At 60.6% G+C, this 22,115-nt stretch carries 21 protein-coding genes; 7 read left to right on the top strand and 14 right to left on the bottom strand.

The window, feature by feature from the left end:
• The first annotated feature begins 44 nt into the window (after positions 1 to 44).
• Genes BLR16_RS08080 through lipA form a run of 3 tightly spaced genes read left to right on the top strand, consistent with a single transcriptional unit; the run spans position 45 to position 1,976 of the window.
• Positions 45 to 320, top strand: a complete 276-nt coding sequence (locus tag BLR16_RS08080) for a DUF493 domain-containing protein (RefSeq protein WP_003368799.1) — start codon at positions 45 to 47, stop codon at positions 318 to 320.
• Positions 320 to 976: a lipoyl(octanoyl) transferase LipB gene (lipB, locus tag BLR16_RS08075; RefSeq protein WP_003368798.1), complete on the top strand. Its 657-nt coding sequence runs from the start codon at positions 320 to 322 to the stop codon at positions 974 to 976. Before BLR16_RS08080 ends, lipB begins: the two co-directional genes overlap by 1 nt.
• Complete coding sequence (lipA, locus tag BLR16_RS08070) at positions 969 to 1,976, top strand: lipoyl synthase (RefSeq protein ID WP_002555327.1); 1,008 nt, start codon at positions 969 to 971, stop codon at positions 1,974 to 1,976. Before lipB ends, lipA begins: the two co-directional genes overlap by 8 nt.
• 120 nt (positions 1,977 to 2,096) lie before the next feature.
• On the opposite strand, the gene BLR16_RS08065 is transcribed toward lipA, so the two are convergent.
• The 5 genes from BLR16_RS08065 to leuS form a co-directional block, all read right to left on the bottom strand.
• Positions 2,097 to 3,434, bottom strand: coding sequence for a lytic murein transglycosylase (locus BLR16_RS08065; RefSeq protein ID WP_003368797.1), 1,338 nt, complete (start codon positions 3,432 to 3,434; stop codon positions 2,097 to 2,099).
• Between the two features lie 83 nt (positions 3,435 to 3,517).
• A complete protein-coding gene (gene arfA / locus BLR16_RS08060) occupies positions 3,518 to 3,673 on the bottom strand; it encodes an alternative ribosome rescue factor ArfA (RefSeq protein WP_002555325.1) in 156 nt (51 codons plus the stop codon).
• 262 nt (positions 3,674 to 3,935) lie between these two features.
• Complete coding sequence (gene holA, locus BLR16_RS08055) at positions 3,936 to 4,973, bottom strand: DNA polymerase III subunit delta (RefSeq protein ID WP_003368796.1); 1,038 nt, start codon at positions 4,971 to 4,973, stop codon at positions 3,936 to 3,938.
• Between the two features lie 41 nt (positions 4,974 to 5,014).
• On the bottom strand, positions 5,015 to 5,620 hold the full coding sequence (gene lptE, locus BLR16_RS08050) for an LPS-assembly lipoprotein LptE (protein ID WP_003368795.1): 606 nt from the start codon (positions 5,618 to 5,620) through the stop codon (positions 5,015 to 5,017).
• 89 nt (positions 5,621 to 5,709) lie between these two features.
• Positions 5,710 to 8,316, bottom strand: coding sequence for a leucine--tRNA ligase (gene leuS, locus BLR16_RS08045; RefSeq protein ID WP_074805255.1), 2,607 nt, complete (start codon positions 8,314 to 8,316; stop codon positions 5,710 to 5,712).
• 312 nt (positions 8,317 to 8,628) lie between these two features.
• Between leuS and BLR16_RS08040 the strand changes: the two genes are divergently transcribed.
• Together BLR16_RS08040 and BLR16_RS08035 are read left to right on the top strand one after the other, a co-directional pair.
• Positions 8,629 to 8,970: a hypothetical protein gene (locus BLR16_RS08040; RefSeq protein WP_058417074.1), complete on the top strand. Its 342-nt coding sequence runs from the start codon at positions 8,629 to 8,631 to the stop codon at positions 8,968 to 8,970.
• Positions 8,971 to 9,083: 113 nt separating this feature from the next.
• Complete coding sequence (locus BLR16_RS08035; protein WP_003368792.1) at positions 9,084 to 9,854, top strand: YdcF family protein; 771 nt, start codon at positions 9,084 to 9,086, stop codon at positions 9,852 to 9,854.
• 66 nt (positions 9,855 to 9,920) lie between these two features.
• Here the strand turns inward: BLR16_RS08035 and lnt are convergent, their stop codons facing one another.
• From lnt to miaB, 5 genes are all read right to left on the bottom strand, one after another.
• On the bottom strand, positions 9,921 to 11,441 hold the full coding sequence (gene lnt / locus BLR16_RS08030; protein ID WP_003368791.1) for an apolipoprotein N-acyltransferase: 1,521 nt from the start codon (positions 11,439 to 11,441) through the stop codon (positions 9,921 to 9,923).
• 28 nt (positions 11,442 to 11,469) lie between these two features.
• Complete coding sequence (locus BLR16_RS08025) at positions 11,470 to 12,312, bottom strand: HlyC/CorC family transporter (protein ID WP_003368790.1); 843 nt, start codon at positions 12,310 to 12,312, stop codon at positions 11,470 to 11,472.
• Between the two features lie 5 nt (positions 12,313 to 12,317).
• Positions 12,318 to 12,818 (bottom strand): rRNA maturation RNase YbeY, encoded by a 501-nt coding sequence (gene ybeY / locus BLR16_RS08020; protein WP_003368789.1) that lies wholly within the window; start codon positions 12,816 to 12,818, stop codon positions 12,318 to 12,320.
• On the bottom strand, positions 12,811 to 13,833 hold the full coding sequence (locus BLR16_RS08015) for a PhoH family protein (RefSeq protein WP_003431685.1): 1,023 nt from the start codon (positions 13,831 to 13,833) through the stop codon (positions 12,811 to 12,813). The genes ybeY and BLR16_RS08015 overlap by 8 nt, the downstream gene beginning before the upstream one ends.
• Positions 13,834 to 14,009: 176 nt before the next feature.
• Complete coding sequence (gene miaB, locus BLR16_RS08010) at positions 14,010 to 15,338, bottom strand: tRNA (N6-isopentenyl adenosine(37)-C2)-methylthiotransferase MiaB (RefSeq protein WP_003368786.1); 1,329 nt, start codon at positions 15,336 to 15,338, stop codon at positions 14,010 to 14,012.
• A 139-nt stretch (positions 15,339 to 15,477) separates the two neighbouring features.
• Between miaB and BLR16_RS08005 the strand changes: the two genes are divergently transcribed.
• Complete coding sequence (locus BLR16_RS08005; RefSeq protein ID WP_003368785.1) at positions 15,478 to 15,804, top strand: DUF1820 family protein; 327 nt, start codon at positions 15,478 to 15,480, stop codon at positions 15,802 to 15,804.
• Positions 15,805 to 15,846: 42 nt separating this feature from the next.
• Here the strand turns inward: BLR16_RS08005 and BLR16_RS08000 are convergent, their stop codons facing one another.
• The 4 genes from BLR16_RS08000 to BLR16_RS07985 all read right to left on the bottom strand — a co-directional run bounded on the left by BLR16_RS08000 (position 15,847) and on the right by BLR16_RS07985 (position 19,670).
• Positions 15,847 to 16,395, bottom strand: coding sequence for a tetratricopeptide repeat protein (locus tag BLR16_RS08000; protein ID WP_003368784.1), 549 nt, complete (start codon positions 16,393 to 16,395; stop codon positions 15,847 to 15,849).
• A 296-nt stretch (positions 16,396 to 16,691) separates the two neighbouring features.
• Positions 16,692 to 17,975, bottom strand: coding sequence for a glutamate-1-semialdehyde 2,1-aminomutase (hemL, locus tag BLR16_RS07995; RefSeq protein WP_003368783.1), 1,284 nt, complete (start codon positions 17,973 to 17,975; stop codon positions 16,692 to 16,694).
• A 256-nt stretch (positions 17,976 to 18,231) separates the two neighbouring features.
• Entirely contained in the window at positions 18,232 to 18,849 is a 618-nt protein-coding gene (gene thiE, locus BLR16_RS07990) for a thiamine phosphate synthase (RefSeq protein ID WP_003368782.1), read from the bottom strand.
• A gap of 23 nt (positions 18,850 to 18,872) precedes the next feature.
• The gene (locus BLR16_RS07985) at positions 18,873 to 19,670 is read right to left on the bottom strand and encodes a hydroxymethylpyrimidine/phosphomethylpyrimidine kinase (protein ID WP_003368781.1); all 798 of its coding nucleotides are present in this window, start codon (positions 19,668 to 19,670) and stop codon (positions 18,873 to 18,875) included.
• A gap of 365 nt (positions 19,671 to 20,035) precedes the next feature.
• Here BLR16_RS07985 and BLR16_RS07980 point away from each other — a divergent pair, with 365 nt between their 5' ends.
• A complete protein-coding gene (locus BLR16_RS07980) occupies positions 20,036 to 22,030 on the top strand; it encodes a sensor histidine kinase (protein ID WP_003368780.1) in 1,995 nt (664 codons plus the stop codon).
• Positions 22,031 to 22,115: the final 85 nt, after the last annotated feature.

The raw sequence follows: 22,115 nt of genomic DNA, 5'->3' as shown, positions 1-22,115 counted from the left end.
CGGGCCGCGTGTCCGTCGTCACGGCTTGTGAGACCTTTACTGCCATGACCGATACCGACATCAAGTCGCACAAAATCGAATTTCCCTGCAATGACTATCCGATCAAGGTGATCGGTGACACCAGTGTGGGCTTTACGGCGGCCGTGATGGAAGTGCTTAAGAAGCACGCCACGGTCGACCTCAAGACGCTCGCCGAGCGGCAGAGCAGCAACGGCAAATACACCACTGTGCAATTGCACATTGTTGCTACCGGCGAAGACCAGTTGCGCGATATCAATAGTGCCTTGCGCGCTACGGGTTTCGTGCACATGGTGCTCTGATGGCGGGTACGCTGGGTTTTCGTGATCTGGGCCTGATCGATTACGAAACCGCCTGGCACGCCATGAAGCGCTTTACTGACGAGCGTGGCCGCGAGGCTGCCGATGAAGTCTGGCTGGTCCAGCATCCGCCGGTTTTCACCCAGGGACAGTCCGGCAAGCCCGAGCATTTGCTGCTGCCGGGTAATATTCCTGTCGTACAGGTCGATCGTGGCGGCCAAGTGACTTATCATGGCCCGGGCCAACTGGTGGCTTATCTGATGCTGGACGTCAGGCGCCTTGGTTTCGGTGTTCGTGATCTGGTCACCCGGATCGAGAACACCCTCATCGCCTTGCTCGCCGACTACGGCGTCAAGGCAGCAGCCAAGGCTGATGCCCCTGGCGTATACGTTGATGGCGCGAAAGTCGCGTCACTCGGTCTACGCATTCGCAACGGCTGTTCGTTTCATGGCCTGGCGTTGAACGTCGACATGGACCTTGAGCCGTTCCGCCGCATCAACCCTTGCGGATACGCGGGGCTGGCCATGACCCAACTGAGCGATCAGGCAGGGCAGATAGAATTTTCCGAGGTAAGTGCCCGACTGCGTGCGCAGCTCGTCAAACACCTCGACTACGCTGAGCAGGCGACCCTTACGGGCGGAATAAACCATTATGACTGACACCGTGCAAACCCTGATCCCGACGCTGGATGTTTCCGAGCGAGTGGCCCGTCCGAAAGTCGAAGCGGGCGTCAAGCTTCGCGGAGCGGAAAAGGTTGCGCGCATCCCGGTCAAGATCATCCCGACGGTAGATCTGCCGAAGAAGCCCGACTGGATTCGCGTGCGCATCCCGGTTTCTCCGGAAGTCGACCGCATCAAGCAATTGCTGCGCAAGCACAAGCTGCACAGCGTCTGTGAAGAGGCGTCCTGCCCCAACCTGGGCGAGTGCTTCTCCGGTGGCACTGCCACGTTCATGATCATGGGCGACATCTGCACCCGTCGCTGCCCGTTCTGTGACGTGGGCCACGGCCGTCCGAAGCCGCTCGACGTCAACGAACCGAAGAGCCTCGCCATCGCGATTGCCGACCTGCGCCTGAAGTACGTGGTCATCACCTCGGTGGACCGTGACGACTTGCGTGACGGCGGCGCTCAGCACTTCGCCGACTGCATCCGTGAAATCCGCCTGCTGTCGCCGGGCGTACAGCTCGAAACGCTGGTGCCGGATTACCGTGGCCGGATGGACGTTGCGCTGGAAATCACCGCCGCCGAGCCGCCGGATGTGTTCAACCACAACCTGGAAACCGTGCCGCGTCTGTACAAGGCTGCGCGTCCGGGTTCGGACTACCAGTGGTCGCTGACCCTGCTGCAGCGCTTCAAGCAGATGGTCCCGCACGTACCGACCAAGTCCGGTTTGATGCTGGGGCTGGGCGAGACTGACGAAGAGGTCATCGAGGTCATGCAGCGCATGCGTGAGCACGACATCGACATGCTCACTCTGGGTCAATACCTGCAGCCTTCGCGCAATCACTTGCCCGTGCAGCGCTTTGTCCACCCGGACACCTTTGCCTGGTTCGCCGAAGAAGGCTACAAGATGGGCTTCAAGAACGTCGCGTCCGGGCCACTGGTACGCTCTTCGTACCACGCCGACGAGCAGGCCAAGATCGCCAAGGCAATGCTCTGACAGCACGCCGCAAAAACAGGAAGGGCCAGGTAGCGATACCTGGCCCTTTTTGTTTGCGGTTGATTATCGTGCCAACGCTCCGCGTGGGCATGCCGTTCTGGACGCTCCGCGTCCTCCCGATTACTGCCCGACAGGCTTGCGCAGGTTCTCCAGCAATTCATGTGTCGGATAACCATCGGCTGGCCAGCCGAACGATTGCTGCGCACTGCGGATGGCCTTGCGTGTGTTAGCGCCGATAATGCCGTCTGGCGCGCCTGCGTCGTACTGGCGTGCCGAGAGCAGGGTTTGCAACTCAATGCGCTCTGAGCGGCTCAGCGGCAGGTCTCCGCGTGGCCAGCTGCCCACTACATAACCCGCGCCCTTGAAGCGATCGGAAAGCAGGCTGATCGCCAACGCGTAGGAGGTCGAGTTGTTGTACTTGAGAATCGCGCGGAAGTTGTCCAGCACCAGGAAGGCTGGCCCGCGATAACCGGCTGGCAACAACAAGGTGGCTTGCTGCTGGCTGGCGGCGACCGGAATGGCTGAGCCGTCCGGTTGTTTCAAGCCCAGTTGTTGCCATTCAGCGAGACTCTTGCGGGTCGTCGAGTCGGCCAGCGAGTAATCGAATCCCGAGCCGAGCACCACTTCAAAGCCCCAGGGCTGACCACGCTGCCAGCCGGAGCTTTGCAGGTAGTGTGCGGTGGAGGCCAGGGCATCGGCAGGGGTGTTCCAGATATCGCGGCGGCCATCGCCGTCAAAATCCACGGCATGGGTGTTGTAGGTGGTTGGGATGAACTGGGTCTGGCCCATCGCACCGGCCCACGAACCCAGCATCTTGTCCGGTGTGATGTCGCCATGCTGGATGATTTCCAGCGCGGCCAGCAATTGGCTCTGTGCAAAACCGGGACGACGGCCTTCGTAGGCCAGCGTTGCCAGTGAGCGAATGACGGATTGCGTGCCCTGGAACGAGCCGAAGTTACTTTCCATGCCCCATACCGCGACCAGCGCCTGACGATCCACGCCGTACTGCTGCTCGATCTTCTGCAGGTCGTCGGCATACTGCGAAAGCAGCGCCTGACCCTTGCGCACACGTACGGCAGAGATGGCACCGTCGAGGTATTCCCAGACCGGGCGGCTGAATTCAGGCTGACTGCGGTCGGCCTTGACCACGCTCATGTCGGGGGTGACGCCGGCAAATGCCAGATCGAATACGTCCGCACGGATACCTGCCTTCAACGCCTGGGCACGAAAGCCGGCCTGCCATTCGCTGAAGCTGACGGCGGGCTGAATCGTGAGGTTGTCATCAACGACCAGCGCTGGCGTAGGCGCCACGGCAGGAGCGTTTGTCTGCACCTTGCTGGATTGAAGAGGCGTGGCATCGGCTGCAGTGGGTTTTTCTGCGCAGGCTACCAGGGCAACAAGACTGGAGGCAGCGATGAGTTGGCGCAGCTGCGGGCGATGGGTAAAACGAGAAGGCATGCTTGAGTCCAAGGGTATTACCGTTAGGTGCAGACCATAACACGGCTAAGCGGTTGAAAGCGCCCCGGAAATGTTGCTCGATATCAGGCTGCCATAAAGCAGGAAGCCTCCCAGCTTTTAGACTGGAAGGCTTCGCGGCGGTAGCTGCCTTTGCCCTTGGCGGGTTGTTCCTGACGACTGCGGAACAAGGGCTGGGCGATGATGGATTTGGCCTTGTTCGGCCGCTTTGGCTTGCTCATGGCGGGTGCTCCTGATGGGTGTTGTAAAGCGATGCAAATCATCGGGCAGAACGGCGCGTGTGTCTAATAGTCGTGTGCTATGACGCTGAGCACGTGATTGGCCGAGTGACTGTAGACCTGTGGGAGCGAGCTTGCTCGCGAAGGGGCATGAATAGAACCATCGCTTGATTATCGTGCCGATGCTCTGCGTCGGCATGCAGTTAGTGACGCTCCACGTCAAAAGAGGACGCAGAGCGTGGGAACGAGAGTCGACAACATCTGCCTACTCCGCAGGCAGTGCCAGCCGTTGCCCCGCCATCAGCAGCGCCAGCCTGCTCAGGCTGCTCCAGGGCGAGCCTGCTGCCTGGCCTTTGATCTGCGCATCGATGCGTTGCGCATCCATGAGCAACTGGCTCCAGCGTTTTGCCGAGTGGCGTTGCAGGGCTTTGCTCATCAGTGGCTTGCGCTTGTCCCAGATCGGCGGGCGTGCCGAGCTGAAGACCTTGTCCAGCGGCACGCCCTGACTGAACTGTTGCGACATATTGGCCAGGGCGCGCAGTTCGCGGGTCAATGCCCAGAGAATCACCGGCGTCTCGACCCCTTCGCCACGCAGGCCTTCGAGCATGCGCAGGGCATGGGCAGCTTCGCCATTGAGCACGGCATCGGTCAGGCCAAATACGTCGAAGCGTGCACTGTCGGCTACCGCCGCCTGCACAGTCTCGACGGTGATCTGGCCTTCTTCGGCCATCAGCTTGAGCTTTTCGATTTCCTGCGCGGCGGCCAGCAGGTTGCCTTCGACCCGGGCCGCGATCAGTTCGACAGCGTCCTGAGTCGCTGCCAGACCCGCCTGCGACAGGCGCTGGCGAATCCATTGCGGCAGTTGGCCGATGTCCACCGGCCAGATTTGCACGAACTGGGTTTGCGCACCCTCAACCAGAGCCTTGCCCCATTTGGTTTTCTGCGCACTGCCATCGAGCTTGGGCAGGCTGATCAGCAGAAGGGTGTCTTCGGCAGGTCTGGCGCAATATTCCATGAGCGCCGCAGCACCCTTGTCGCCGGGCTTGCCGGAGGGCAGACGCAACTCCAGGAGACGGCGTTCGGCAAACAGCGACATGCTGGCACCCGCCTGGAGCAATGTGCCCCAGTCGAAGCTGGCGTCGGCGCTGAACACCTGGCGCTCATCGAAGCCCTGCTGGCGTGCGGCCGCGCGAATGGCGTCAGCCGCTTCCTGACAGAGCAGCGGATCGTCACCGCTGATCACATAGACGGGCGCAAGTGTGCCTTGCAAGTGCTTGCCGAGTTGGGCGGGGGCGAGTTTCATGCGTCAGAGCATGTCGGGGCCGGAAAGCCGGCCCCGAACACTTATCTGGCTGGAACTTCGACAGGCGACTGCTGAGGCGTCTCGTCGCGGATTCGCTGAGCAGCCTCGAGTGCGTCGGCTTCGGCCTTGGCAACCGCATCAGCCTTGGCCTGCAGCTCGTCCAGACGCGAAGGGGTCAGTTGCTGCAAGCGAGCCATCAGTTTCTGGATCAGGTCGTTGCGCATTTCCTGACGAACCTGAGAGGCTTCCTGGTCGGAACCGGTCAGGTTGTTGCCGTCGTGTACGTAGGAACGGTCTGCGGTGACTTTATCGCCAAGCAGGAAGCGATCCTTGTCGCCATGCACTTCATAGGTCAGGGTGGTGGTCAGCTGGTATTCAGCCGAGCGACCCGAGCCCGAGTAGCTGATGACCCGTTGAGTCTCGGCTTCGTTGGTCAGCATCAGCTTGTAAGGCGCGCCCGTGTAGACCTTGACGCCAGAGCTGGTCAGCAGGCGAGTGAGTTGCGTCACGGTGTCGCCGTAGGCGTTGCGGGCGCTGACATCCAGCTCCTTGATCGCCAGCTCGGTGGTGCCGGTGCCACGCAGATGGAAGCCACAGGCACTCAACAGAACAGCCAGGCCCATCACCAGCAAATTGCGTTTGATCATCTTGATGCTCCCCTTGAATCCGTTTGGGCCGCCAGTGCGTGCCCTGGAAATATGTTCGGCGCCCTGCGTTTGCCGGGCGCCCGATCCAATCAGCTTGCGACGATGTTGACCAGCTTGCCAGGCACGACGATCACCTTGCGAATGGTCAGGCCATCAGTAAAGCGCAATACGTTCTCGTTGACGCGTGCGGCCGCTTCGACTTCTTCGCGGCTGGCGCTGGCAGGCATCTCGATGTGACCGCGCAGCTTGCCGTTGACCTGAATCACCAGTTGCAGACTGTCCTGCACCAGCGCGTTTGCATCGAATGCAGGCCAGCCCGCGTCGATCACCGGCTCATTGTGGCCCAGTTGCTTCCACAGTTCGTGGCTGATGTGCGGCGTGATAGGCGCCAGCAGCAGGGCGACGGTTTCCACGCCTTCGTGCATCAGTGCGCGATCCTGCGGTGTGTCCTGCGGGGCTTTTTCCAGCACGTTCATCAGCGTCATCACTTGCGCGACAGCGGTGTTGAATTTCTGGTTCTGGCCAATATCCTGGCTCGCCTGTTTGATCGCCTGATGAATCGCGCGGCGGATGGCTTTCTGCTCATCGGACAATGCCGCAACGTCCAGGCCGGTCGACGGGCCTTGAGCCACGTGCGCCTGGGCCAGACGCCATACGCGGCGCAGGAAACGATGCGAACCTTCGACGCCCGAGTCGGACCATTCCAGGCTCATGTCGGGCGGGGAGGCGAACATCATGAACAGGCGGCAGGTGTCGGCGCCGTACTGGTCGATCATGGTCTGCGGGTCGATGCCGTTTTTCTTCGACTTCGACATCTTTTCAGTGCCGCCGATTTCCACCGGCAGGCCATCGCTGGTCAATGTGGCGCTGATCACCTTGGCCTTGGCGTCTCTTTCGAGGGTCACATCGGCCGGGTTGATCCAGGTCTTCTTGCCGCTGGTTTCCATGCGGAAGTAGGTTTCGGCGTTGACCATGCCCTGGGTGAGCAGGTTCTTGAACGGTTCGTTCGAGGTCACCAGGCCTTCGTCGCGCATCAGCTTGTGGAAGAAGCGCGCATAGAGCAGGTGCAGGATCGCGTGTTCGATACCACCGATGTACTGATCCACCGGCAGCCAGTGGTTGGCAGCGTTCGGCTCGACCAGACCACCCTCGTAATGCGGTGAGGCATAGCGTGCGTAGTACCACGAGGACTCGACGAAGGTGTCCATGGTGTCGGTTTCACGCTTGGCCGGTGCGCCGCATTTCGGGCAGCTGCACTCGTAGAACTCGGGCATGCGTGCCAGTGGCGAGCCAGCGCCGTCGGGCACGACGTCTTCCGGCAGGACAACCGGCAACTGGTCTTCCGGGACCGGCACGTCGCCGCAGGTGTCGCAATGCACGATAGGAATCGGGCAGCCCCAGTAACGCTGGCGGCTGATACCCCAGTCGCGCAGGCGGAACTGGGTACGGGACTGGCCCAGGGATTTCTTGACCAGTGCGGCTTCAATGGCGTCGAACGCGTCCTGGAAGGTCAGGCCGGTGAATTCGCCGGAATTGATCAGCTCGCCATGCTCGCCGTAGGCCGGCTGCCATGGGGCAGGTGTTTCGTCGCCGGCGCTGGTGCGGACCACGGGCTTGATCGGCAGACCGTACTGGGTGGCAAACTCGAAATCACGCTCGTCGTGCGCCGGTACAGCCATGACCGCGCCATCGCCGTAGTGCATCAGCACGTAGTTGGCGACCCACACCGGCAGTTTCTCGCCAGTCAGTGGATGCTCGACGAACAACGAAGTCGCCTGGCCTTTCTTTTCCTGCGTGGCAACGTCGGCTTCGGCAACGCTGCCGCCCTTGCATTCATCGATGAACGCCTGCAGGGCTGGGTTGCCTTGCGCGGCCAGGGTTGCCAGCGGGTGTTCGGCCGCCACCGCGACGTAGGTCGCACCCATCAGGGTGTCAGGGCGGGTGGTGAAGACTTTCAGGGCACCGGCTTCGCCGATCGAGGCCTGGTCGTACGGAAACTGCACTTCCATGCCGCGCGAACGGCCGATCCAGTTGCGCTGCATGGTCTTGACCTGTTCAGGCCAGCCCGGCAGTTCGTCGAGGCTTTCCAGCAGCTCATCGGCGTACGCGGTGATCTTGAAGTAGTACATCGGGATTTCGCGCTTTTCAATCAGCGCGCCGGAACGCCAGCCGCGGCCATCGATGACCTGCTCGTTGGCCAGTACGGTCTGGTCGATCGGGTCCCAGTTCACGGTGCCGTTCTTGCGGTAGATCACACCCTTTTCGAACAGGCGAGTGAACAGCCATTGTTCCCAGCGGTAGTAATCAGGCTTGCAGGTGGTGACTTCGCGCGACCAGTCCACCGCCAGACCCAGGCTCTTGAGCTGGGTCTTCATGTAGTCGATGTTTTCGTAGGTCCACTTGGCCGGCGCGACGTTGTTGTCGATGGCGGCGTTTTCAGCCGGCATGCCGAAAGCGTCCCAGCCCAGTGGTTGCAGAACATTCTTGCCCAGCATGCGCTGGTAGCGGGAGATCACGTCACCAATGGTGTAGTTGCGCACATGACCCATGTGCAGCTTGCCGCTCGGGTAAGGAAACATCGACAGGCAGTAGAAGGTGTCCTTGCCTGGCTGTTCACTGACTTCAAAAGACTTTTGCTCATCCCAGAACGTTTGGGCGGCGGCTTCGATTTCACGGGGCTGATAGAGTTCGTGCATGGCTACTTTTTACTAAGGATTAGTGACCCTTGACCTCTTCATTGCTTCGCCGAGTCAGGTCGGCACCGCGTGGCGGACATTTGCAACTGTCTGTGCGGTGCGTTCAGGCTCAAGAGCGCGGAAGTGGAATTACAGGAAGCGCAGTAGCATACATGAGGGCCGTCTATCGAGGGAAACCCTGATTGCGTCCCTTGCGGGCTCAACGCCCGGCCGGCAACCTCATCTGGCCGTTGGTCGTAGTCCCCTACCGGTTCTTGCAGCAGCGCTAAGCTCAAACGCGAGGGTGATGATTATCTTCGATGAGGTGAGTGGATGACAGAGTTGCAGCATGTTGCAAGCCTGACCAGGCTGTATGAGCGTCTGATCGATCGTCTCGGACTGGCACTCGAGACGGCGAGTACCTCGGTACGGCTCCGAAACGAGTCGCCTGCCGAGCTTGAGCTCAAGGGGTTGAGCCATGCCGAGTTCCGGTTGATCGAAGCCTATCTCGAAAAGGGCAATGGGGACGCAGGCGCAGTTGTCGTCGACATGCCTGCGGGCAGCGCTCTGGCGGCTGCGGAGCATGGCAGGTCGCCCCGTGCGTCAGCCACCATCGTGTGGCTGAAAGATCGGCGACGAGCCAGGGCGTCAGTGCGGCTGGGCCGTAACACTTAGGCATTGCCTGCCTGCACGCGGGCCAAGGGCCTGGCCATTTCGGGCTTCCTGCTTCTGGCATTGTCGCGTGTCTGTAAACATTCTAGGCTGCGGGCACTCATGGAGATGTCCCGATGCCCTTGCGCTACCTGCTCAAAACCCTTCTTTTGCCGCCCGGTATTCTGTTTGTCCTGCTGATTCTTGGCTGGTGGCTGCGTCGCTCCCGGCCACGACTGGCGACGGTATCCTTTGCGGTCGGCCTCGGCGGATTGTGGCTGATGAGCCTGCCGGTCGCCGTAGAGTTCGCAGCGCGTAAACTTGAGCAGATCCCGCCCTTGCCGCAACAGCAATGGGCGACGCTGGCGCAGCAGGCCGACGCCATTGTGGTGCTGGGCAATGGGCGCGAGCGCAATTCGCCGACCTGGGGTGCAGACACGCCCACCGGTCTTGGACTGGAGCGCCTGCGTCTGGCGGCTCGATTGGCGAAAGAATCCGGACTGCCGATATTGACCTCCGGCGGCCTGCATTTTGACCAGCCGCCCAGCGAGGCGGCGATCATGGCGCAGTCACTGCAGGACGATTTTGCTGTGACGGTGCGCTGGCAGGAGGGGCTGAGTCGCACCACGTGGGAAAACGCGACCATGAGCGCCGCAGTTCTGCAGCCGCAAGGCATCAAGCGCGTGGTGCTGGTGACTCAGGCCTGGCACATGCCGCGGGCACGCTGGAGCTTCGAGCAGGCGGGCTTTACTGTGGTGAGTGCGCCGGTCGGCTATCTGGGTGTCGACAACGCTCGGCCTTTTGGCGGCTGGCTGCCTGAAAGTCGCGTGTTCACGCAGAGCGGGATGCTGCTCAATGAAGCCGCAGGCTTGCTGGTTTATCCGTGGATCTATCGGAAGGGGCAATGATCATTTGAAGCAATGGCCATCTGAAGCCGATTCCACCTGCAGGCAGATGAAACCGGCTTGGTGCAGTCAGACGGTCTTGGAAATCCGTGCCGCCATCAACGCCCAGCCAAACAGCAGCAGGCAGACAATCGCCAGCGGCCACGAGCGCCAGTGCAGATAAGGCGTGAGTTCATGCATGGGCACCACTTCGCCGTACAGCACGCCGCGTTCGAACTGCGGAATCTGCTCGGTGATCTTGCCAAACGGGTCGATCAGCGCGGTCACGCCATTGTTGGTTGCCCGGATCATCCAGCGGCCTGCTTCAAGGGCGCGCATCTGGGCCATCTGCAAGTGTTGCAGAGGGCCGATCGAGGTGCCGAACCAGGTGTCGTTGCTGACCGTCAGCAGCAGGTCGCTTTGCGCCGACAGGCCTGCGGCGAACTCTGGATAGACCACTTCGTAGCAGATGAACGGCGCGATGTGATAACCCTTGGCCTGCAATAACGCCTGATCGTTCGGCCCGCGCGCGAAGTCCGACATTGGCAGGTCGAAGAAGGAAATCAGCCCGCGCAGCAGGTCCTGCAGCGGCACGTACTCACCGAACGGCACCAGCTTCTGCTTGTAGTAGGTGCCGTCACCCTGGCCCGTGACCGTGATGCCGTTGTAATAACGATACTCACCGCGCCCGGTCGGTTCACGCACCGGTACGCCGGTGATCAGCGCAGCGCCGCGGTCCGAAGCGAACTTGCCCATCATCGACAGATAGCCTTCTGCGCTTTCCTTGAGCACCGGCACGGCGGTTTCCGGCCAGACGATCAGGTCTGCCTGCTGCGAGCGGAAGGTCATGTCGCGGTACAGCGCCAGCTGATCGTTGAGCTTTTGCGGGTCCCACTTCATGCTTTGTTCGACGTTGCCCTGCATCGCCGCAACTTTCAGTGGCGCGCCGGACGGCGATGTCCAGGCGTGACCCTTGAGGGCCAGGCCTGTCACCCACGGGGCCAGCAACAGCACCACGCCCATGGCCAGAAACGATTTGCGTGCACGCAGGCGGTGCAGGTTGCACAACAGTGCAGCAGTCAGCGCCAGCGAGAACGAAATCAGCCATACGCCGCCGACGGGGGCAAGCCCGGCCAGTGGGCCGTCGAGCTGACTGTAGCCGGAGTAGAGCCACGGGAAACCAGTGAGAAACCAGCCGCGAAACGCTTCCTGCCATAGCCATAGCGCTGCGAAGGCCAGCGCATCGGCCAGCGGTGCTTCATTGCGACGCAGCCAGCGCGCCCAGACCCAGGCGGGAAGGGCGAAGAACAGGGCAATGGCGGCGATGAACAACAGCATCAACAACCCAGCCAATAGCACGGAAGCGCCGCCGTAGGTGTGAATGCTGACGTAGATCCAGCTGGTGCCGGCGCCGTACAGACCGAAGCCATAGCACCAGCCACGGGCCAGTGCCTGGCGCGGGTTCAGGTCGCGCAGGCCCAGATAGAACATCGCCACTGCGACCAGCACCAGAGGCCAGAGGTCGAAAGGCGCCAGGGCCAGGGTCGTGAGCCCGCCAGCCGCCAGGGCCAGCAGGTTACCGGGCCAGCCGGGGCGGGTTATCCAGCGCATGTAGATTCCTTAAAGCAGCATCAAGTGTTTACGGACGTGAAATGGGCGTCACGCGCAGCAAATGAATGCGACGGCTGTCAGCGCTCAGGATGCGGAAACGATAGGCACCGATTTCAGTGATTTCGTTGCGCTTGGGCAGATGGCCAAAGGCATTCATCACCAGACCGCCCACAGTATCGAACTCGTCGTCCGAGAACGTGCTGTCGAAGAATTCGTTGAAATTCTCGACCGGCGTAAGGGCCTTGACCAGGAAGTCGCCGCTGGGCAGCGGTTTGATGTAGCTGTCTTCCTCGACGTCATGCTCGTCTTCGATATCGCCGACGATCTGTTCCAGCACGTCTTCGATGGTCACCAGACCTGCCACGCCGCCGTATTCGTCAATGACGATGGCCATGTGGTTGTGGTTGGCGCGAAATTCGCGCAGCAGCACGTTGAGACGCTTGGATTCGGGCACGAAGGTGGCCGGACGCAGCAGCTTCTTGACGTCATCGCTGTCACCGTCGGCCTTGAGGATCAGCGGCAGCAGATCCTTGGCCAGCAGCACACCGAGCACATCATCGTGGCTTTCACCGATCACCGGATAGCGCGAGTGCGCAGCATCGATGACCGCAGGCAGAAATTCCCGGGGTGTCTGGGTCGCCTTGATGCTGATCATCTGCGAGCGCGGCACCATGATGTCGCGCACTTGCAGGTCAGCCACTTGAATGGCGCCCTCGACGATGGCCAGCGCTTCGCTGTCCAGCAGTTTGTTCTGGTGGGCTTCGCGCAGCAGCTCAAGCAGCTCCTGGCGGTTTTTCGGCTCATGGACAAAGGCCTGGGTCAGTTTACCCAACCATGACTTTTGCCCGTTGCTCGATCGGTCTTCGCTCATAGCCCTTACTCGTGGTCCTTGCTTGGTGTGTCTGAATGTGGATGGTCGGCACTTTCGTCGTCGGCGTAGGGATCGGGATAGCCCAGCTCCTCAAGCAACGTTCGTTCCAGTGCTTCCATTTCTTCGGCTTCTTCATCATCGATGTGGTCGTAACCCAGCAGATGAAGGCAGCCATGAATGACCATGTGCGCCCAGTGCGCGTCGACGGACTTGCCCTGTTCAACGGCTTCACGGTTGACGACCGGAACGCAGATAACCAGATCACCCAGCAACGGGATGTCCAGCATGTCGTCTGGAACGTCTGCCGGGAATGAAAGCACGTTTGTTGCGTAATTTTTGTGTCGCCAGGTGTGATTGAGCTCACGCCCTTCGGTTTCGTCAACCAGGCGGATGGTCAGCTCTGAGTCGGCACTGCGCTGACGCAGGCCCATTTCACACCAGAGGCGGAATCGGGCTTCGTCAGGGGCGCTTGTCTCGCTTGCAATCTGCAGGTCCAGCTCAAGCATCGCGGTGGTTGTCCCGTGGGTAACTGTTGTTGCCCGACGGACCATCGCTGAGGCGGTCGTCGAAACGCTCGTAGGCTTCGACGATGCGCTGAACCAGCGGGTGGCGAACCACATCCTTGGGTTTGAAATGCGTGAAGCTGATGCCCGGCACGTCCTTGAGCACATCGATGACGTGCGTCAGCCCGGAGCGAGTGCCCTTCGGCAGGTCGACCTGGGTGATGTCGCCGGTGATCACGGCCGTGGAGCCGAAGCCGATACGGGTCAGGAACATCTTCATCTGCTCGACGGTGGTGTTCTGACTTTCGTCGAGAATGATGAAGCTGTTATTAAGGGTGCGTCCGCGCATGTAAGCCAGCGGTGCCACTTCAATGACCTGCTTCTCGATCAGCTTGGCGACGTATTCGAAACCGAGCATCTCGTACAGCGCGTCGTACAGCGGGCGCAGGTACGGGTCGATCTTCTGTGCCAGATCGCCGGGCAGGAAGCCCAGCTTCTCGCCAGCCTCGACCGCCGGGCGCACCAGCAGGATGCGTCGGATCTGCTCGCGCTCCAGTGCATCCACCGCGCAGGCCACCGCCAGGTAGGTCTTGCCGGTACCCGCCGGGCCGATGCCGAAGTTGATGTCGTTGCTGAGGACTTCCTTGACGTAACGCTGCTGGTTCAGGCCGCGCGGGCGAATCATGCCCTTTTTGGTGCGCAGCGAGACGCCGACTTCGGCGGCAGGGTGATTGTCGAGGCCGTCCACACCCGATTCCTGAAGGAACAGGTGGACCATGTCCGGCGTCAGTTCGGTACCTTTGGTTTCCCGGTACAGACGGCGCAGAAGGTTCTCGGCGGAATGATTTTGTTTGGCGTCGCCAATCAGCTCGAATTGATTGCCGCGATTGCGGATCTCGATGTCCAGGCGTTGCTCGATCAGGCGCAAGTGCTCGTCGAGTTGCCCGCACAAGTTGGCGAAACGATGGGCCTCGAAAGGCTCGAGGGTGAAGCGATGAGGTTCTATGGGTGCGTTCAAGGTCGTTTAATGGCCGTCCGGCGGCAATTGAGATGTATTGAAGAATACCCCTAGCGCTGATTGTGCGAAAGCGTTGCCTTGTTAAAGGCCGCGCCAGGGATTCACCGTGCTCAATGGTAGGGACCGCGCAGAAACGAATTCATTCGGCGATTCGTTTCTGCAGCGACACTCAAGCTTTACTGTAGCAGCGAGCCGCGCAACGAGTGAGGCTGCGCATCATCGATGTGTACATCGGCAAACTGCCCGATCAATTTGGGGTTGTCGCAGCGAAAATTGACGATCCGGTTGTTCTCGGTGCGGCCCTGGAGTTCGCCTGGGTCTTTCTTCGAGTAGTCGGTCACCAGAATGCGCTGGATGCTGCCCACCATCTGCCGGCTGATCTCGAAACCCTGCTGGTTCAGACGATGTTGCAGCGCTGCCAGGCGCTCTTTCTTCAGGGCTTCGGGCGTATCGTCCTTGAGGTCCGCGGCGGGCGTGCCCGGGCGCGGGCTGTAGACGAACGAGAACGAGAAGTCGAAACCCACGTCCTCGATCAGCTTCATGGTGTTGTCGAAATCCTTTTCGGTCTCGCCGGGGAAGCCGACGATGAAGTCGGAACTGATACTGATGCCCGGCACTGCGGCCCTGAGCTTGCGCAAACGCGACTTGTATTCCAGCGTGGTGTGGTTGCGCTTCATCGCCGCCAGAATGCGGTCGGAGCCCGACTGCACAGGCAAATGCAGGTGTTTGACCAGCTCCGGCACTTCCGCGTGGGCCTGGATCAGGCTGTCGGAAAACTCCAGCGGGTGCGAGGTGGTGTAGCGAATTCGGTCGATGCCATCGACGGCGGCGACCACGCGAATCAGGTCCGCCAGGTCTGCGACGCGGCCGTCGTGGGTGGTGCCGCGATAACCGTTGACGTTCTGCCCCAGCAGGGTGACTTCACGCACGCCGTTTTCGGCCAGGTGGATGACTTCGCTCAGCACATCGTCGAACGGGCGACTGACTTCCTCGCCACGGGTGTAGGGCACCACGCAGAACGTGCAGTATTTGCTGCAGCCTTCCATCACCGACACATAAGCGCTCGGGCCATCGACGCGCGGCTCGGGCAAGTGGTCGAATTTTTCGATTTCCGGGAACGACACATCGACCTGCGGCAAGCGGGTCACGCGTGCGGCGTCGATCATTTCCGGCAGGCGGTGCAGGGTCTGCGGGCCGAACACCACGTCCACATAGGGCGCGCGATCACGAATGGCTGCGCCTTCCTGGCTGGCCACGCAGCCGCCGACAGCGATAACCATTTCCGGATTGGCCAGCTTCAGCTCACGCCAGCGGCCGAGCTGGGAATACACCCGGTCCTGGGCGCGTTCACGAATCGAGCAGGTATTGAGCAGGATCACGTCGGCGTCTTCCGCGCGAGCGGTGACTTCCAGGGCCTGATGTTCGCCCAGCAGGTCGACCATGCGCGAGCTGTCGTACTCGTTCATCTGGCAACCGTGGGTTTCGATATAAAGCTTTTTGGCCATGCGTGATGATCAACCGTGTCAGTGAACCGCGCATTATAAGGATGAAGGGCTCGGGTTCCTAGCGTCGGCTGTCCGACGAGGCGGGCGGACATGCTATAGTCCGTGCCCCTTTTTCATCTCCGATCGTTACCCGCCCGTTATGACCAAACGCGAAGCTCCAATCTACAAGGTGATTTTCCTCAACCAGGGACAGGTGTTCGAGATGTACGCCAAGCAGATCTACCAAAGTGATCTGTGGGGCTTTCTGGAAGTTGAAGAATTCGTCTTCGGCGAGCGCACGACCGTTGTGGTGGACCCGAGCGAAGAGAAGCTCAAGGCCCAGTTCGAAGGTGTGGTGCGCAGTTTCGTGCCGATGCATTCGATTGTGCGCATCGATGAAGTCGAACGCATGGGCACGCCGAAGATCAGCGAAGCGCGCGGCAGCAGCAATGTGATGCCGTTCCCCATGCCGATGCCGGAAAAGTAAGCGTTGCAGGTGTGAATCGCGATTGCCCTGAAAGATTCCTGATCAGGGCAACGGAGAAAAAGGACTGCGACCTTCGGCGGTCTGCAGTTCAAGCAGGTATTTGCGGAAAATCTGCCCGAGTACCTGAGTGGCGACTTCGAGCTCGTCACGCGGCATCTTCGCCGAGACTTCGTCGGCAGCGTCCAGCGCGTCTTCCGAACCGTTGACCGCGGCCATCTTCAGCACGATGTAGGCCTGAATGTTGTTGGCCTGCACACCTTCACCACGGCTGAACATCAAGCCCAGTTGATACTGCGCCTGGGCATGGCCCTGCAGCGAAGCCTGCTCGAAATAATTCAGCGCCTGCGACAAATCGCGAGGTGCATTTCTGCCCTCGTAATAGAACTCACCCAACTCGTACTGCGCCTGCGCGTCCCCACCCTTGGCGGCCTGCTGGCAGGCTTCGAGCGCTGCAGGCAGGTTCTCTGGCTGGGTATTGAGGGTGCAACGACCCATCGCCGGGACTAACAACGAGTTGCCGCCGGCAGTTGCCAGCAGAGGATAGACAAGCAACAGGCAGCCCAATACAAGGGTGCGGCCGGTGCGGTTCATGGGAGTCGACTTACCTCTGAAAAAGGTGCGGGCATGCCCGACCAGCTAAACGTGCTGGCTGCGCATTATGAAATAAGCAGAGCCAACCTTACAAAGTCTTTACGGATTTTCTGCTGCACGGCCTGAAAACATCCTTTTTTACGGGCGGATTACCTGAAAGAGGGTTGTTGTCAGCGTGTCTGTGCAGCGTTCGCATTGCATTGTAGAAGCAAAATACGTACTTAACGTTCAGTTTCATTCGCAGTCATCACTCGCGCCGGTTCACTGACACCCTGCGCGAGTGATGCCTGACGAGCTTATTTCAGCGCAGCGAATGCCTTTTCTGCGGCATCCAGGGTCAGTTTCAGCTCGGCATCGCCATGGGCGATGGAAGTGAAGCCCGCTTCAAAAGCGCTCGGCGCGAGGTAAACACCGCCTTCCAGCATCAGGTGGAAGAAGCGCTTGAAGCGCTCGGAGTCACTGGTCATCACGTCTTCGAACGTCACGATTTGGTCGGCCTCGCTGAAATACAGACCGAACATGCCGCCAGCCTGAGTCGTCACGAACGGGATACCCGCGGCATCGGCGCGCTGTTGCAGGCCTTCGAGCAGGCGGCGGGTGTAGTCGCTCAGTTCATCGTGAAAGCCCGGACGGCTGATCAGGCGCAGGGTGGTCAGGCCGGCCGCCATCGCCAGCGGGTTGCCCGACAGGGTGCCGGCCTGATAGACCGGGCCGAGCGGTGCGATGTGCGACATGATTTCGCGTTTGCCGCCAAAGCAGCCGACCGGCATGCCGCCGCCGATGATTTTGCCAAAAGTGCTCAGGTCGGGCGTCACGCCGTAGTAAGCCTGTGCGCCACCGAGGGCAACGCGGAAACCGGTCATCACTTCATCGAAAATCAGCACCACGCCGTGCTCGTCGCACAGGTCGCGCAGCCCTTGCAGGTAGCCAGGCGCAGGCGGCACACAGTTCATGTTGCCAGCCACGGGTTCGACGATGATGCACGCCACTTCCTGACCCACTTCGGCCAGCAGGTCACGCACGGCGTCGAGGTTGTTGAAGGGCACGGTCAGGGTGTGTTTGGCGAAAGCAGCAGGTACGCCAGGCGAGCTGGGCACGCCGAGGGTCAGCGCACCGGAGCCGGCCTTGACCAGCAGGCTGTCGGAGTGACCGTGGTAGCAACCTTCGAACTTGAGGATGCTGTCGCGGCCGGTGAAGCCACGGGCCAGACGGATTGCACTCATGGTCGCTTCAGTGCCCGAGCTGACCATGCGAACCATTTCCATGGATGGCACCAGTTCGCAGACCAGGTCGGCCATTTCGGTTTCCATGGCCGTCGGTGCGCCGTAGGACAGGCCGTGTTCCAGCTGGCTGCGCACGGCGTCGAGCACGTCGGGGTGGCTATGGCCAAGAATCATCGGGCCCCAGGAGCCGACGTAATCCACATAACGCTTGTCGTCTTCGTCAGTCACGTAGGCGCCCGCAGCGTGCTTGAAGAACAGTGGCGTACCACCCACGCTCTTGAAGGCGCGAACCGGCGAATTGACGCCGCCGGGGATGTGTTTTTGGGCGTTGGCGAACAGTGTTTCGGAACGGGACATGATCGGGTCTCTGCTTTGAAACGGGGAATTCGTGTCTACGCTGGGGTCAGCCGAGGCGGGCAGCTTCAGGGAGGGCTGCTTTATTGGGTGGCATGAGCCAGAGAAGGCGCAGGAACACGCACTATATCAAATGAAGGAGGATCCACGTACTGGCTCGCGAAGGGGGCAGTGCAGGCCCCGAAAACAGAGCATTCTGAACCATCGCCTTCGCGAGAAAACGAAGCGTCGCCCGTTTCTGGCCCACGACCATTCCGCTCTACAACAACGCCGTGAAAGCTTTTGCCCGGCGCGTCACTTCCTGAGTGTTTTCAGCGCCGAACAAGCCGTGCACCACGGCGAGCAGGTCGGCCCCGTGTTCAACCAGTTGCGGTGCGTTCTCCAGGGTAATGCCGCCAATCACCGCGATCGGCAGGTGGACCCTGGCACGCACCTGAGCGATCAGGTCCAGCGGTACAGCGGGGGCGCCAGGCTTGGTCAGGGAATTGAAGAACCTGCCAAATGCCACGTACGTCGCGCCGTCAGCCTTGGCTTGCTCGGCCAGCTCCACGCGGCCATGACAGGTGGCACCGACAATCGCCTTGTGTCCGAGCAGGGCGCGGGCATCGGGCAGCGAGCCGTCGGACTGTCCCAGATGCACGCCCACCCCCAGCCGCGCAGCCAGCTCAGCGTCATCGTTGATGATCAGCCGGGTCTTGTAGCGCTCGCAGAGCTTGAGCAGTTCGGTCGCTTCGCGCAGACGCCGGGACTCGTCACTGTTCTTGTCGCGGTATTGCAGCAGCGTCACGCCGCCGTCCAGCGCAGCTTCGACATACGACAGAAATTTTCCGGACAGCAACTGGCTGTCGGTAATGGCATACAGGCCACGCAGTTTCATGAATCGACCCTCATGGCGATGTGTTACGAGCAAAAATCCAGCGGCAGTCGACGTGGCACGAATTGCCCCCGGCCCAACTGTTCGGCATCCCTCAGGGTCCGCCAGGTATAGTCGAGTGCCGACTTCACCGCGCTGACCAGCTCTTCACCCTGGGCGATGCGCCCGGCCAGTGCGCTGGCCAGGGTACAGCCAGAGCCGTGGTAGCTGCCGGGCAAACGCTCGCAGACGAAAGTGTGGGTCCGGCCGTCATGCAGGTACAGACGGTTATGGATTTGCTGCTCGTCACCATGTCCGCCTGTGATCAACAGATATTCACAAAACGGCAGTAGTCTGTCGGCGCACTCGTCCGCAGTCCCTTCGGGAAGCTCGGCAAGGATGCGGGCTTCCGGAAGGTTCGGGGTGGCGATGGTCGACAGGGGCAACAGGCGTTCACGCATGGCGTAGCCGACCTCGTCCTTGCCCAGTCTGCCGCCGCCGCCAGCGCGTAGCACCGGATCACAGACCATGGGCAAATGCGGGTGGGCCAAAAGCAGTTCGACTACCGTATCGACCATTTCCAGTGACCCCAGCATGCCCAGCTTGACGGCTGCTACGCTCGAATCGTTGAGGACTGCATTGGCTTGCGCCATCACCCATTCGCGATCCAGCACGCGGAAATCACTGACGTTCACCGTGTCTTGCACGGTGAGCGCGGTAATCACCGGAGCGGCATGGCAGCCTTGGGCGAGCAGGGCTTCTATATCGGCCTGCATACCGGCGCCGCCACTAGGGTCGTGACCGGACAGGCAAAGGACTACGGGGCGGGAGCTATAGATATTCATGGTGCGCGAGCTTATCACTAAACCTTTCGCGGGCCGCTCGGGGTGCCGGTTTTTTCTTGCGGATTGAGCCCGATCGGTGACAACGGCAGGCTCGACAAAACCTTAAAAAGTACTCATGTTTGCCTTGCGGTCACCGATATAGAGCTATTGCCTTGATTTTGATCGCGATACTGTCTTTAAGCTATTAGCGGCTATGCTTGAGTGGCAAGGCTGACAAGTGACGGTTCGCGTCTTTACTGATGTCTGCCGGTACATGTGCACGTTCAACGGTCTGTTTGAATCATTAGCCTGTTTCAAGGATAGAAATTTGCGGGACGTCGTAATCAATGGATGGATTGAACGCGACGACCTACCTTGGGGCTTCAATGCGCTATCTGTTGATCATTCTGGCTCTTTGGCTGCCGTTGCAGAGTCATGCAGTCGAGTTTGATGAAAACACTCGTTTTCTGCCGTTGGGCCGTGCCATTCAGGTATTTGAAGACCCGACCGGCGAGGCGACCATCGAAAGCGTCAGTGCCGCCGCTCACGCCGGTGCCTTTCAGCCCGTGCCTGCCGGGACCTTCAACGCCGGGTATTCGCGTTCCGCCTTCTGGCTGAAGGTCGAGCTGACCTATCGCCCGACGGACGCCAGCATCCATAACGACTGGTTGCTGGAACTGGCCTATCCGCCAATGGACCACATTGATTTCTATGTCCCGGATGCCGACGGGAATCCCGGGCGGGTCTGGCAGACCGGAGACATGCTGCCGTTCTCCAGCCGCCAGTTCGCCCAGAACAACTACCTCTTCCAGCTGGACCTGCCGCCGGGCCAGGCGCGAACCCTGTACATGCGTATTCGCAGCGAAGGCTCTGTTCAGGCACCGCTCAACCTCTGGTCTACCCACGCGTATCTGGACGCTCAGCCCACCAAGGTTTACGTCTTCGGTCTGATCTACGGCGTGCTCCTGGGCATGCTGGTCTACAACCTGTTCATCTACCTCAGCGTTCGTGAGGTGGATTACCTGTATTACCTGCTGTATGTCGCCTCGTTCGGGCTTTATCAGATGTCGATCAACGGCGTCGCCATCGAATACCTGTGGCCTGACAGCCCCTGGTGGGCGAATGCGTCGACCCCCTTCCTGATGTCGCTGGCGACGTTATTCGCATGCCAGTTTTCGCGTAGCTTTCTGGGCACCGCACAATTGAGCCGCTGGCTGGACCGGCTGCTGCTGGCGGTTATCGGCGCTGCCGTACTGGTCATGTTCATGGCCTTGTTCCTCAGCTACGGGCCGGCTCTGCGCGGTGCCACTCAGCTGGTCATGGCGGGCTCTCTGACGATCTACCTGGCGGGTATCGTTGCGGTCATCAAAGGCGAACGGGTCGGGCGCTACTTCGTACTTGCCTGGTCGGTATTCATGGTCAGCGGACTGATCTTCGGCTTGATGCTGCTTGGCTATCTGCCCAATACCTTCCTGACCATGTACGCCTCGCACATCGGCACGGTGCTGGAAATGGCCTTCCTGTCGATGGCGCTGGCCGACCGTATCAATCACGCCCGCAGGCAGCAGGCGCAAACCTTGCTGGCCGCCGGTCAGGATCTGGAGCGCCTCAACCAGCAACTGGCCAACAGCAACCGGCTGAAGGACGAGTTCCTTGCCACGCTCACCCATGAGCTGCGAACGCCGATGAACGGGGTGATCGGATCGCTGGAGGTCATGCAGACGCTGGACATGGACGACGAAGTCGAGATGTATCAGCAAACCGCCGCCAGTTCGGCACGCGACATGATGAGCATGATCAACGGTATCCTGACCCTCACCGAGCTGCAGGCCGGTGTGCTGTACGCCGACTGCGAGGCGTTTTCCCCCGAGGATCTGGCTGACAGGTTAGAGGAGCGTTTCAGCGGCGCGGCTCAGTCCAAGGGCCTGATATTGACGCTCGATCTGGACGATAAACTGCCGCCGAGCCTTCGTGGCGACGCGAGCAAGCTTTACCAGTGCATCGAGTGTCTGGTGGACAACGCGATCAAATTCACCCGGAAGGGCGCGGTGCAGGTGCGTTTCAGTGGCCATCCGCAAGACCTGGAGCGCCTGTACCTGCGGGTCGAAGTGATGGACAGCGGTATCGGCTTCAGCCGCCTGGACGAAGCCCGGCTGTATCAGCACTTCTTTCAGGTCGACGGCTCCATGACCCGCGAATACGGCGGGCTGGGCATCGGACTGGCGATCTGCCGGAAACTGGTCGAGTTGCAGGGCGGCGAACTGAGTCATCGTTCCGAACCCGGCAAGGGCAGCTGTTTCACGCTGAGCGTGCCGATGCTGATGGTCGTGCCGGGCGCGGTGCGCAGGGCGCCTGAACTCAAGGCTCAATGGGGTATATAAGCGGCCTTATAGCGTCATCAGCTGAAAGCGCCGACGGTTAGGCGGCTACGGCACTTTTGCGAGGGCCGGGTGCGTGATTCACTGT

The organism is Pseudomonas sp. BS3767 (assembly GCF_900099665.1).
Classification (GTDB): Bacteria; Pseudomonadota; Gammaproteobacteria; order Pseudomonadales; family Pseudomonadaceae; genus Aquipseudomonas; species Aquipseudomonas cerasi.
This window is presented reverse-complemented; position numbering and strand designations above follow the sequence as displayed.

Coding starts and splice junctions, on each gene's coding strand:
- BLR16_RS08065 (WP_003368797.1), bottom strand. CDS start 3,434: ATGCCTTCTCGTTTTACCCATCGCCCGCAGCTGCGCCAACTCATCGCT.
- ybeY (WP_003368789.1), bottom strand. CDS start 12,818: ATGCTTGAGCTGGACCTGCAGATTGCAAGCGAGACAAGCGCCCCTGAC.
- arfA (WP_002555325.1), bottom strand. CDS start 3,673: ATGAGCAAGCCAAAGCGGCCGAACAAGGCCAAATCCATCATCGCCCAG.
- BLR16_RS07980 (WP_003368780.1), top strand. CDS start 20,036: ATGCGCTATCTGTTGATCATTCTGGCTCTTTGGCTGCCGTTGCAGAGT.
- BLR16_RS07985 (WP_003368781.1), bottom strand. CDS start 19,670: ATGAATATCTATAGCTCCCGCCCCGTAGTCCTTTGCCTGTCCGGTCAC.
- lipB (WP_003368798.1), top strand. CDS start 320: ATGGCGGGTACGCTGGGTTTTCGTGATCTGGGCCTGATCGATTACGAA.
- lnt (WP_003368791.1), bottom strand. CDS start 11,441: ATGCGCTGGATAACCCGCCCCGGCTGGCCCGGTAACCTGCTGGCCCTG.
- BLR16_RS08040 (WP_058417074.1), top strand. CDS start 8,629: ATGACAGAGTTGCAGCATGTTGCAAGCCTGACCAGGCTGTATGAGCGT.
- thiE (WP_003368782.1), bottom strand. CDS start 18,849: ATGAAACTGCGTGGCCTGTATGCCATTACCGACAGCCAGTTGCTGTCC.
- hemL (WP_003368783.1), bottom strand. CDS start 17,975: ATGTCCCGTTCCGAAACACTGTTCGCCAACGCCCAAAAACACATCCCC.
- BLR16_RS08000 (WP_003368784.1), bottom strand. CDS start 16,395: ATGAACCGCACCGGCCGCACCCTTGTATTGGGCTGCCTGTTGCTTGTC.
- lptE (WP_003368795.1), bottom strand. CDS start 5,620: ATGATCAAACGCAATTTGCTGGTGATGGGCCTGGCTGTTCTGTTGAGT.
- BLR16_RS08025 (WP_003368790.1), bottom strand. CDS start 12,312: ATGAGCGAAGACCGATCGAGCAACGGGCAAAAGTCATGGTTGGGTAAA.
- lipA (WP_002555327.1), top strand. CDS start 969: ATGACTGACACCGTGCAAACCCTGATCCCGACGCTGGATGTTTCCGAG.
- BLR16_RS08035 (WP_003368792.1), top strand. CDS start 9,084: ATGCCCTTGCGCTACCTGCTCAAAACCCTTCTTTTGCCGCCCGGTATT.
- BLR16_RS08080 (WP_003368799.1), top strand. CDS start 45: ATGACCGATACCGACATCAAGTCGCACAAAATCGAATTTCCCTGCAAT.
- leuS (WP_074805255.1), bottom strand. CDS start 8,316: ATGCACGAACTCTATCAGCCCCGTGAAATCGAAGCCGCCGCCCAAACG.
- holA (WP_003368796.1), bottom strand. CDS start 4,973: ATGAAACTCGCCCCCGCCCAACTCGGCAAGCACTTGCAAGGCACACTT.
- BLR16_RS08005 (WP_003368785.1), top strand. CDS start 15,478: ATGACCAAACGCGAAGCTCCAATCTACAAGGTGATTTTCCTCAACCAG.
- miaB (WP_003368786.1), bottom strand. CDS start 15,338: ATGGCCAAAAAGCTTTATATCGAAACCCACGGTTGCCAGATGAACGAG.